Source organism: Prevotella heparinolytica, from assembly GCF_004342845.1.
GTDB classification, from domain to species: domain Bacteria; phylum Bacteroidota; class Bacteroidia; order Bacteroidales; family Bacteroidaceae; genus Bacteroides; species Bacteroides heparinolyticus.
Genome location: NZ_SLXB01000028.1, coordinates 16,038 through 27,252 on the forward strand (window position 1 = coordinate 16,038; position 11,215 = coordinate 27,252).

Consider the following 11,215-nt stretch of genomic DNA (forward strand, 5'->3'; position numbering starts at 1 on the left):
GCATTAAAGGGTTCATACTATTGGGTCAAGACCATTCGGAAGGGGGCGTTACGCCTTTTCGCCGCTGTAAAGCTCCTCGAAACGGGCACGGACGATTTCATCGATCGTGGCTGAGCGTTTCGCATCGCTTCGGAGCGTTTCCATCAGGCGGGTTCCTTCCAACGCTCTCAGCGTATCGCCGGTACTCTGTCGCTCTGCTTCGGTGTGGGCGTGGCGGTGAATGACCGATAAGGCTTCCAGCACCCGTTCGAAATCAATTCCCGTGGCATATTCGCTTTCTCCCTGTATGGGAAGTTCCTCGTCTTCCTCTTCAAACGATGGAGCATCCGAAGACTCATACACCAAAGGAATCTCATCTATGTCGGGCTGTTCATCCGCCTCTTCCAATGGCTCTTGTCCGTTTTCGGGAGCAAATGTAGATGCCTTTTTTGCTTCCGCCTCGTCTTTTGGATAACTGCGTACTTGTGGCGTCGAGTGGCTGAGTTTGAAGTGACTTTTACCGATGATTTCAGCTTCAGAGACCATTTGGCAAGGCTTTTTCTCAATTGCCCTGTTCTTCCTTTTTCTTCGTTCATACGAGAGAAAAAGAAATAGCCACAGGAGATAGAGCAAGAGAGCGGCAAGGACTATTCGGTACATAGGCGTTGCAGGATTTCGTGAAGCTCATTACCTAACTCAATACAGAGCCTGCTCAACTTCCCTCCGTGGGGTGGGAAGAGGGTGCATACCCCTCTTCTGCGTTCGGAAAGCAGCGGACGATACAAACGGGAGTGGCTCAATGAGGTATGCATCAAGAGGACTCCCGTTTCATCGGCAAGGATGCGACAGTGTTCGTCGGCATCCTCACGTTCCCAAGCCTCTATCATATTGCGAAGCAGGTAAAGCTCCCTGATATTGCCCTTACCCATCGTCAGTATCTGCTCTCCCAAGATGTCTATGAAATGGCGGACGGCTTCCATATCCATCGGACTGCCCGTAACGGGAAAGACGGCGGCATCCATTGCTGAAAGCAACTCCACCGTCCCTTCGGTACGCATCAGTGCCGGGAGATCGAAGAGGATGCAGTGAGGAGTATTGTCCGCACAGTGTCGCTCCACCCAGTTCAGGGCTTCTCGCACCGGAGTACAGATAATCGGATAAGGAGCATAGGGTGTCCGATGTTTCAGGTGCATCAAGCTTTTCAGGTGCATCAGGCTTTGATGATTTAGTTCTTCCGTCTCTTGCTGACGTAGACGGGCGATTGTATAGACGGGATGGTTGCAATCCACGACGGCGACATTGTACCCTCTGTGGTAATGCAGAATGCTTGCGGAAAGTACCGTAAGCGAGGTTTTGCCGACACCTCCCTTGGGGGAAGCGATGGCGAGATAAATGGGTTTACTCATATTTTCTCTTTTCTTTGAACGGGTGAATACTATGTCTTGATAAATCGTTTGTAATCGAAGTTGCCTGACTGAACCTCTTTCGGAGCTTCTTCGGCAACACGCTCCAGTAGTTTGCGAACTCGTTCTCCGGCCGCTTTCTTAATCGCTTGGAACATCGGGGAATCGTGTATCTTATAGATGGTTTCAGCGGCTTTCGCTGCTTCCTCTATCGGGGCATTCTTACAGGAGAGGACATTACCCATTTGTTGCAGCTCTTTCGCTGTGATGCTTTCCGAGAGGGAGTAGCTTTCACCCTGGACTTCCACCAATACATAACCCTCTTCCTCTTCGGAAATGTCCGGAGAGGTCTCTTCCGATATTTCCGTTTCAGGCGTCTGTTCCTGTAACTCTTCGTCAATGGGCAACTCAGCTAAAAGGACATTCTCCTCTTGGGAGAGTTCCTTCTGGGGGATGCGGATGGTAACGACGAATTTCCCCTTGCCTCGTTCTCGGAAAAAGAGCCGCAATTCACGGTAGAGTCTCACGGCACTCCGATAGCGTCCATACAGGAAGCGGGCGACCTGTACGCTGCCGAGATAGGCTAAGCCTACCGACAGCAGAATGACAATCACCTGCTTCATCGCTCGAAACGTTTACGGAACTGTTGCTCAAACAAGGCGTCTATCTCATCACGGTGACTCTCTAAGTGATGCCGGAGGATATGCTCTACAAATGCCCCAATCGTCAGTTTGCCTGCGGCTGCCACATAGACGATTTCGGAAATCTCTTCCTGTGTCTTTTTGGAAATGAACACGCCCTTTCGGTCTCCGATGTTAAGGGGTTGCAGAAAGGTGGTTTCGTAATCGCTCTTCTCTTCCTGAAGGAGACCTGTAGAGTGTCCCTCAGAATGTTCGATGAGCGTGGTGGAGTTACGGATGGTTACTTTTGAAGAGACGCTTTTTCGTTCTCTGCAGGACTCTTTGCCTGCCATTGGTCGGTTTGTTTTCTGTTTCATATCACAATAATTTCTTGAAGTTCTTTTCACTTAATCGGTTGATTTCTTCCTTGTAGTCCTCCAAATGTTTGAGAAGGATGTTTTCCACGTACATGCCCAATGTCATCTCCCTCTTTCGGATGAAGAGGACGATTTCCGACAGTTTGTCCTGCAACTCTTTGGAGATGTAGATTGCCTTGCGGTCATACAGGTCATTGCGGTGCATGAAGAGTGAGATGTAATCTCCTTTGGCGGGATTCTTGCGACGTGTTCGGATGGGTAGTTGTGGTTCTTCCAAAGCCTCTTTCTGTGTTTCCGGAACAGACGCATCCACCTCTTCGACGGTGACAGGCGGTATCATCTCGCTCTCTTTCTTTTTCATCGGGATACCCTGTGAAATCAGTTCCCGGATAGCGACGGGATCTATCGCCCCTTTATTCTTTCCTGCCATATGCTTCAGGTTTTACGATGGACAAGATTTCCTCCACAAGCTCTTTCAGACGACTGCCTCTAAGCAGCGTGCGAGAGGCGGGAAAGATGGTTGAACGGAAGAGGGTCGTACCCTCCTCCATTACCTCCTTTTTGTAGCGGGTCGTATTGGGGACTGCCGTTTTTAAGATGGGAAGTCCCAAATCGGCAATGACCTTTTCATACATCGCATAGAGGGGTGTTTTCTCTCTGCCGTCCACCATGTTCCAAAAGAGGTAGATCCCTTTGTTGGCAGTGTCTATATTGTCGGTTATCGCCTCCTTGATGATGGCTGAAAAGCTCAGCGTGCTTTCCAAGGATATACGGTCGGCGGAGATGGGTGTGAAAATATAATCCATACCGGAGAGGGTGGTCAGCACACCGTCATTGTTGATGGTTCCGGGCAGGTCAAAAAAGACGAAATCCGTATCCGGCTCGTGCGTCTCCAGATATTCCCTAACCGTATCCACGGCTGCCTCTGCCGTGGCACAAAGGATGGTGTACGTGGGCTTTTGCAACTCGGAGAATTGGGTGGCTGCCAATTCTTGCAGCGCGGGGTTGCGATCCACCCCCTGTGCGTCACGCTGACGCATGGCATTGATGCTGAATTGCGGATAGTCACAATCCACCACAATAAGGTTATACCCGCAGGCATAGTGCAGGTAACTTGCCGTCAAGACCGTAAAGGTCGTTTTGCCGACACCGCCCTTCTGGGTGGAGAAGGCAATGAAAACTGGTTTCTTTTTCATTTCATTTTCTGTTTAATGGTTCTACATATATGTGTGGAAAGGCGCATGCACGCCTTGGCTTGTTTCCTTGAAAAGGCGGATATGGAAATGAGTCCGTGAGGGAATAAATCTCCGGACAGACATACGATAAGGTATTCCGATAAGGGAACATAGACCCGCATTTCGGGATATGTCCCTCCCTGCATAAGGGTGGGGCTATATGATGGGATTCATACCTGCACACGTCCCCCCATCCACACGTCCACACTTGTACCCTTGCGCAAGGGTATGGGGGGCGACGGGTGCAATAACTTGTACACATTCTCATTCCTATTTCCATTTCCGTAATTGTCTGTTCAAATGGCTGCGGACAGGTTTTCAGACTTGGGCAGGCAGGTATGTCCACCGACCTGCAAACACCTGTTCGACGGGGCAAATATAGAAGCCTTTACCTCCTTGTTTCTGCCCTTTTTGCTAACTGCGTACTTGTGGCGTCGATTTGCGTATTTGTGGCTTCGTGAGAGGTAAGTGACTTAGGCACAACGCTTAGTAACTTTGCACCCAAGCGGCAAGCCGAAGTCTTCGAGACATAAAGCGTTCTTTTTTGAGTGAATCGTTTTCCGTCCTTCGCGGACGGATTTATTTGCGCCGGAGCAAATAGCAAGGTATGTTTTATGCAGCACGACTCCGTTTTTGCAGCATAAAACCCTTGCTCTTGCAGAGGGTTGAAAAAACTCCGAAGTCGTTTTTTCTTGGAAGGGAGAATGCCTTGTCTCGAATACCGGAGATGCCGTGAAACACTAAAATCCAAAGTAGAAAATGAAACAAAAGAAAATGCGGAGCATAAGCTCCAAAGTGAAGACCGAGAAACGGGTTTCGGTCAATTTTACGGCGATGGAATTTGCCGAGTTTCTCTCCATGAAAGAGACGGCGGGTGTACAAAGTCAGTCGGCTTTCATCAAGGCAAGGGTCTTTGACAGGACTTTCCGTGTCATAAAAGTAGACCGCTCCTTGCTTGACTACTATCAAAAATTGACAACTTTGTACGGACAGTTTCGCAGCGTGGGGGTCAATTACAACCAAGTAGTGGTCGCCTTAAAAAGCAATTTCACCGAGAAAAAAGCCTACGCTATGCTTGCCCAACTGGAGAAACTGACACTCGAATTGGCGGCTATCGGAGGCGAAATCGTACAACTCACCCGTGAATTTCAAGAGAAATGGTCGCAAAGATAAGCTATGGGAGTTCCCTTTTCGGGGCATTGGCGTACAATGGAGAGAAAGTAAATGAGGGGGTCGCGAAGATTTTGGAGACCAACAAAGTGTTTTGTTCTGCCGATGGAACACACGATATAGCGGCATGTATGCAGGACTTTCTGGCATATATGCCGAGTCTGATTCATACCCAAAAGCCTATTATACACATCTCTCTGAATCCACATCCCGATGATAAAATCACCGATGAGCAGTTCTCTGCCATCGCACAGGAGTATATCGAAAAGATGGGCTATGGCAATCAGCCCTTTGTCGTGTATAAACACGAGGACATAGACAGGCATCACCTGCATATTGTCACCTTAGCCGTCGATGAACAAGGAAAGAAGATTAACGATGGCAACAACTTCTACAGGAGTAAGCATATCACACGAGAGATAGAGCAGAAATACAGCTTGTTGCCTGCCGAAAGACAACGGAAAAAGGAGGCTTTTCGACTGCAAAAAGTCCAACCCCAAGAGGGAAATATCAAAAAACAATTGGCTTCGGTTATCAAACCGGCAGCAAAATTCTACCATTGTCCGAGTTTCAAAGAATACCGTGCCTTGCTCTCCACCTATAATATATGCGTGGAAGAGGTCAAAGGGGAGATGTATGGAAAGTCCTATAACGGATTGGTCTATTTTGCTACCGATGATAAAGGTAAGAAGGTAAGTAATCCTTTCAAGTCTTCCTTCTTCGGGAAGGCTGTCGGATATGATGCTCTGCAAAACAGGTTCAAGGCTTCAAAGGAGGAACTGAAAGAAAAAGGTCTTGCTCCCAAGACCAAAGCGGTCGTAGCCGGAGCATTGAGGCGTTTTACCACGAAAGAAGATTTCAGGGATAATCTCTATCGCAAGGGGATTGATGTCCTCTTCCGTGAGAACGAAGAAGGTAGACTATATGGTGTCACTTTTATAGACCATAACAACGGCTGTGTCGTCAATGGCTCGAGATTGGGCAAGGAACTTTCGGCAAACGCTATTGCCGAGTGGTTCGACCGCCCGCATCCCGAACTGTCTGCTCCTATACAGCAGAGTGAGAAAGGCTGTATTCCCCAAACTCAGACTTCGGACGAAGATTCTGTCTTGGGCGGTTTGCTTGACCTGCCGTTGGAGGTTCACGGTACGGATTGGGAGGAAGAGCAGTTCAGAAGAAGGATGCAACGGAAGAAAAGAAAACAACGTAAAATCTAAAAACAACGGATTATGTCACAACAAGAAGACGATTTGAGAGCACTGGCGAAAATCATGGATTTTCTGCGTGCCGTAAGTATCATACTGGTGGTTGTCCATCTCTATTGGTATTGCTATGAAGCGATACGGCTATGGGGCGTGAATATCGGAGTGGTAGATAGGATACTGATGAATTTCCATCGCACGGCGGGACTATTTGGGAATATGCTTTATACCAAGCTTTTTGCGCTGGTACTGATGGGACTTTCATGTCTGGGTACGAAAGGTGTGAAAGAGGAGCATATCACGTGGTCGAAGATATGGGCATTCATGGGCGCCGGCTTTGTCTTTTTCTTCCTCAATTGGTGGATACTCGCCTTGCCACTGCCCATAGAGGCGAACGCGGCTCTCTATACTTTTACGATAACCGTAGGCTATGTTTGTCTGCTGATGGCGGGACTCTACATGAGCCGTCTGTTGAAAAACAATCTGATGGAGGATGTCTTCAATCAGGAGAATGAATCCTTTATGCAGGAAACAAGGCTCTTGGAGAACGAGTACTCGGTCAATCTGCCGACCCGATTCTATTACCGCAAGAAATGGAACAGGGGCTGGATAAACGTGGTCAATCCTTTCCGTGCAGTCTCCGTCTTGGGAACGCCGGGCAGCGGAAAGTCCTATGCCATCATCAATAATTTCATCAAGCAGCAAATCGAAAAAGGTTTTGCCATCTACTGCTACGACTTCAAATATCCCGACCTCTCCACGATTGTGTACAATCATTTGCTGCATCACTCGGAAGGATATAAAGTCAAGCCGAAGTTTTACGTGATCAACTTCGACGACCCTCGGCGGTCGCATCGTTGCAATCCGATACACCCCGATTTCATGAGCGACATATCGGATGCCTACGAATCGGCTTATACGATTATGCTCAACCTGAACAAGACGTGGGTGCAGAAGCAGGGAGATTTCTTCGTGGAGTCGCCCATCGTACTCTTCGCCGCCATCATTTGGTATCTCCGCATTTTCGAGGGAGGGAAATACTGTACCTTTCCGCACGCCATCGAGTTTCTCTGCCGCAAGTACGAGGATATTTTTCCAATACTTACTTCCTATCCTGAATTGGAGAACTATCTTTCTCCTTTCATGGATGCTTGGCTCGGAGGGGCGGCTGACCAGTTGCAGGGACAGATAGCCTCTGCCAAGATTCCTTTGTCGAGGATGATCAGTCCGCAACTCTATTGGATTATGACGGGAGATGATTTCACACTCGACATCAATAACCCCAAAGAGCCTAAAATCCTTTGTGTGGGGAACAATCCCGACAGACAGAACATTTACGGAGCAGCATTGGGGTTGTATAATTCGCGTATCGTCAAGCTCATCAATAAGAAAGGAATGCTGAAAAGTTCCGTGCTCATCGACGAGCTACCTACCATCTATTTCAAGGGGTTGGACAACTTGATTGCCACCGCACGAAGCAACAAGGTGGCGGTATGCTTGGGCTTTCAGGACTTCTCCCAGTTGAAGCGTGACTATGGAGACAAGGAGGCTGCCGTGGTGATGAACACCGTCGGGAACATCTTCTCCGGTCAGGTGGTCGGCGAGACGGCAAAGACGCTCTCGGAGAGGTTTGGCAAGGTGCTTCAGAAACGGCAGAGCATGAGCATCACCCGAAGCGACAAAACGACCTCCATCTCCACGCAGATGGACAGCCTGATTCCGCAGAGCAAGATCTCCACGCTCACACAGGGAATGTTCGTGGGAGCAGTCGCCGATAATTTCTCCGAACGCATCGAACAGAAGATATTCCACTGTGAGATTGTGGTGGACAATGCGAGGGTGGCAAGGGAAACGGCAGCCTATCGTCCGATACCTGTTCTGACGGACTTCACAAATGAAGATGGCGAGGATATGATGGAACAGGAGATAAAGGCGAACTATGATCGGGTAAAGACGGAGGTGCGGGACATCGTGGAACGGGAGTTGCAACGAATTTCCGACGATCCGGAACTTTCCAAACTGCTCAATACCAAGAAATGATGGCTGTTTTTCTTGGCTCTAAGACGGGATTTTTGTATTTTTGAACACGCTAATTGATGACACTATGAATTGTTTTAATCATACTCAAGAACCGGCGGTAGCCCAATGTTCCGATTGCGGGAAAGGGCTGTGTTCCGAATGTGCGGAGAGGTATCAACCGATACTCTGTACACCTTGTTTTCAGAAGAGAAAACGCAGCGAGATTTGGCGAAGCATCTTCAGCCTGTTGTTTCTCATTGCCTTGTTTGTCATAGGTTTCAAATGGAACTTCTTGGCGACCAAAGGCGTTGAGGATATGCGATGGATGTCCGGATATGTGCTGATGGCGATATGGTCAGGCTATCTCTTTGTGGAAAAGTACATTCCTTATAAGATGATGGCTGGGACAAATGGGCAGTGGATTGTTTACTATATTGTCAAACTGCTCCTCTTTGTCGTCATAGGAGTCTTCACCGCACCTTTCACCTGCTTGTGGGCAGTGTTCAGGGTAATAAAGGCTTTTCGGTAAGAGGCGGCAAGAATAACATCTATAAAGAAGAAAGAATATGAGTACGCACAATATACCACTCACATCAGCAGAATACCTGAGTTTCAAGGAAGAGATAACAAAGCGAATTCGCTCTGCACAATACGAGGCGTTGAAAGCCGTCAATAAGGAGATGATAACTCTCTATTGGGAGATAGGCAGGCGCATTACTGAACAACAGAAGGCACTCGGATGGGGAAAATCCGTTGTGGAAAACCTCTCACAGGACATTCAAAAAGAGTTCCCTGGAATCAAGGGCTTCGGAGTTTCCAATATGTGGGACATGGCACGCTTTTACGCTGAATATCAAACGAATGAATTTCTCCAACCATTAGTTGGAGAAATCAGTTGGTCGAAGCATATCGTTATTTTGACTAAGTGTAAGGAGACGCAGCAGAGACAGTTCTATATTCTGGCGACCAAGAAATACGGATGGACGAAAGACGTGCTGATACACAAAATAGAATTGAAAACGTATGAGAGTTTCCTGCTCGGACAGAGTAACTTTGATACTACGCTACCTGAAAATATCCGTAACCAAGCCGTCCTCGCCGTAAAGGACGAATATATGTTGGATTTTATTGGATTGGGCGAGGAACATTCGGAGTATGAGTTGGAACAGGCTATCATCAAGAATATCCGCTCTTTTCTGATGGAGTTCGGAACGGACTTTTCGTTTATGGGAAACCAATACCGATTGGAGGTGGATGGCAGGGAGTACTTCATTGACCTGCTGCTATACAACCGTCGCCTGCAGGCAATGATAGCCGTGGAGCTGAAAATCGGTGAGTTCAAGCCTGAGTACAAAGGGAAGATGGAGTTTTATCTCAATATCCTGAATGAGACGGTTAAACTACCACATGAGAATCCTGCCATCGGCATCATCATTTGCAAATCCAAAAGCAGGACGATTGTGGAGTATGCCCTCAAAACTTCTGCAATGCCTATCGGGGTGGCAACATACAACCTCTCACCCGAATTGCCGGAGGCATACAAGGAACTGCTTCCAACATCTGAGGACATAGCCAAGAAGTTGGAAGTGCTTATCAAAGAATGAATGAAGGGAGGTACTCCGAAATACCGGAATATCTCCCTTTTGATTTACCGTTTCTTGAACTTGCCACCTTTCAGGTCACTCTCCACCATACGCTTGTTCAGCTTCTCACGGAGTTCATCAAGAAAGTAGGTACGGCTGTCATCCTTGCGGCGTTTCATGTTCATATAGACGTTGTAGCAGTTCTTTATCTCCACTCCAAAGATTTCAGAAAGAACATCAGCTAATTCCTCCACACCTATTTCTCCATCATTGATACAGTCGCAGGTGTCGAGAGCATAAAGGAGTTCAACTAAATCTGTTGCCTTGCCTGTCCAACAGAGTTTCTTGGCGGGTTTGACGGGCAAAGCTGGAAGAAGTCCCTGCATTCGCATTTTCACTAATTCCAGCTCCGTGTCAATGACAAAGAGCAGCTCCGATACATTTTTTTCCCATTTCAGTTGGTATGCCTGATGTTTCAGTCATACTTTCTAAATGGAATCGAGTGTAATGGAGAGTACGATACAATGAAGCAAGGTTTGCTTCGGTTTCCCCCAACCTTATAATTTCCTTGATAAGACTGTCTGTTGCAGTTTTGCTATTGTCTGATAGCAGCAACTCAAAGGTTTCTGTTTCAATCAGTTGTTTCATATTATGATTTTTATATTGCTAAATTGTTTGTGCTTATGATAAATGCACAAAACCTCCACCTGTTACAACTTCTGATTGCAACAAATGGAGGTAGAATGGAAAAGAGAAGTTTTACTTGCCTTGTTCCAGTGTGCGAGTGGTGAAATAACTGTCCGAAATTGAAGGGGTGAACTTAATAACGTTGTTATTCAATACCGACTTTCTTTCATTTTTCAGATTAATCATTGTCATCTCCTTAAAGCGATACTTATGGTGCTTTGTATCCACTTCCGTGATTGCAGAGACGGTCATCTCCTTTTCTTTCTCTCCGGCAAGATTGTAGTATGTAGCCTTACGGATAATAAAAATGTGCTTGTCGATATAGGCTATTTTCTTAGAGAAGCCGTTTTCATTGGCAATGGTTTTGTTCTTTGGCGTAATTTCTAAGACATAGCAGACATGATTACCTACATTTTGGTCTTTCAAGAATTTATAGTTGAAATCTTCGACAGCTGGTGTGGACATATCGGCGTAAGAAAACTCAGACCCCATGAAACTTTTGGCATTCTCTGAACTTACAATACGTCGGGTTTTACGAAGAGCCGGCATATAAATCCACTTGTCATCGTTCTTCTTCAAATAATCGAACGATAGAAACCCGGTGCCTTTCACATCAGCAGGCTCGGTAAACCGAATGAGTTTCTTTTCCAAACTACCATTCTCGTAGAGTTTACTGACGATAGTCATCTTGCGAACTCGTTTGTCTCCGGACGGACTGTAAATCGTCATTGATGATTGTGTTTCCATTCCGGCAATACGAGTGGCTTCAATGGCTTTTTGTTGTACTTGTTGCGGAGATAGTCCTCCTTGTGCATGAGCAACATTTACCCACATAGTTGCGATTGTTATAACCGCCGATAAAAAAACTTTCTTCATTGTATTTATTGTTTGATGAATATTCGTGTATCAATCTTCTTTGAAAAGCTCATAAGCTTTTGAC

At 46.9% G+C, this 11,215-nt stretch carries 14 protein-coding genes; 5 read left to right on the forward strand and 9 right to left on the reverse strand.

Translation table 11 applies throughout. From position 1 onward, the window contains the following. Positions 1-48 precede the first annotated feature (48 nt). The 6 genes from EV202_RS12690 to EV202_RS12715 are packed head-to-tail and all read right to left on the reverse strand — an operon-like array spanning position 49 to position 3,575. Positions 49-639: a conjugal transfer protein gene (locus tag EV202_RS12690; protein WP_131927324.1), complete on the reverse strand. Its 591-nt coding sequence runs from the start codon at positions 637-639 to the stop codon at positions 49-51. Continuing rightward, a complete protein-coding gene (locus EV202_RS12695) occupies positions 627-1,385 on the reverse strand; it encodes a ParA family protein (protein ID WP_061868044.1) in 759 nt (252 codons plus the stop codon). Before EV202_RS12695 ends, EV202_RS12690 begins: the two co-directional genes overlap by 13 nt. Positions 1,386-1,414: 29 nt before the next feature. Further along, positions 1,415-2,005: a hypothetical protein gene (locus tag EV202_RS12700; protein ID WP_131927325.1), complete on the reverse strand. Its 591-nt coding sequence runs from the start codon at positions 2,003-2,005 to the stop codon at positions 1,415-1,417. After that, positions 2,002-2,355, reverse strand: coding sequence for a DUF3408 domain-containing protein (locus EV202_RS12705; RefSeq protein WP_039422504.1), 354 nt, complete (start codon positions 2,353-2,355; stop codon positions 2,002-2,004). Before EV202_RS12705 ends, EV202_RS12700 begins: the two co-directional genes overlap by 4 nt. A gap of 25 nt (positions 2,356-2,380) precedes the next feature. Then, positions 2,381-2,809, reverse strand: a complete 429-nt coding sequence (locus EV202_RS12710; RefSeq protein WP_131927326.1) for a DUF3408 domain-containing protein — start codon at positions 2,807-2,809, stop codon at positions 2,381-2,383. Beyond that, on the reverse strand, positions 2,793-3,575 hold the full coding sequence (locus EV202_RS12715; protein WP_131927327.1) for a ParA family protein: 783 nt from the start codon (positions 3,573-3,575) through the stop codon (positions 2,793-2,795). Before EV202_RS12715 ends, EV202_RS12710 begins: the two co-directional genes overlap by 17 nt. A gap of 798 nt (positions 3,576-4,373) precedes the next feature. Between EV202_RS12715 and mobA the strand changes: the two genes are divergently transcribed. The 5 genes from mobA (at position 4,374) to EV202_RS12745 (ending at position 9,609) form a co-directional block, all read left to right on the forward strand. Next, the gene (mobA, locus tag EV202_RS12725; protein WP_097652908.1) at positions 4,374-4,787 is read left to right on the forward strand and encodes a conjugal transfer protein MobA; all 414 of its coding nucleotides are present in this window, start codon (positions 4,374-4,376) and stop codon (positions 4,785-4,787) included. Next, entirely contained in the window at positions 4,772-6,001 is a 1,230-nt protein-coding gene (gene mobB, locus EV202_RS12730) for a conjugal transfer protein MobB (protein WP_097652910.1), read from the forward strand. Before mobA ends, mobB begins: the two co-directional genes overlap by 16 nt. Positions 6,002-6,013: 12 nt before the next feature. Further along, on the forward strand, positions 6,014-8,026 hold the full coding sequence (gene mobC / locus EV202_RS12735) for a conjugal transfer protein MobC (RefSeq protein ID WP_131927328.1): 2,013 nt from the start codon (positions 6,014-6,016) through the stop codon (positions 8,024-8,026). Positions 8,027-8,330: 304 nt separating this feature from the next. After that, on the forward strand, positions 8,331-8,534 hold the full coding sequence (locus EV202_RS15465; RefSeq protein ID WP_211815600.1) for a permease of the drug/metabolite transporter: 204 nt from the start codon (positions 8,331-8,333) through the stop codon (positions 8,532-8,534). Between the two features lie 37 nt (positions 8,535-8,571). Next, complete coding sequence (locus tag EV202_RS12745; protein ID WP_070693941.1) at positions 8,572-9,609, forward strand: PDDEXK nuclease domain-containing protein; 1,038 nt, start codon at positions 8,572-8,574, stop codon at positions 9,607-9,609. Positions 9,610-9,653: 44 nt separating this feature from the next. Here EV202_RS12745 and EV202_RS12750 read toward each other — a convergent pair whose 3' ends face one another. The 3 genes from EV202_RS12750 to EV202_RS12760 all read right to left on the reverse strand — a co-directional run bounded on the left by EV202_RS12750 (position 9,654) and on the right by EV202_RS12760 (position 11,151). Further along, positions 9,654-9,980, reverse strand: coding sequence for an RteC domain-containing protein (locus EV202_RS12750; RefSeq protein WP_004366603.1), 327 nt, complete (start codon positions 9,978-9,980; stop codon positions 9,654-9,656). Between the two features lie 22 nt (positions 9,981-10,002). Then, positions 10,003-10,236 carry a ribosome biogenesis protein gene (locus EV202_RS12755; RefSeq protein WP_097549288.1) on the reverse strand — a complete coding sequence of 78 codons (234 nt, stop codon included), beginning with the start codon at positions 10,234-10,236 and terminating at the stop codon, positions 10,003-10,005. A 111-nt stretch (positions 10,237-10,347) separates the two neighbouring features. After that, positions 10,348-11,151 (reverse strand): outer membrane lipoprotein-sorting protein, encoded by an 804-nt coding sequence (locus EV202_RS12760; protein WP_225709821.1) that lies wholly within the window; start codon positions 11,149-11,151, stop codon positions 10,348-10,350. Positions 11,152-11,215 lie beyond the last annotated feature (64 nt).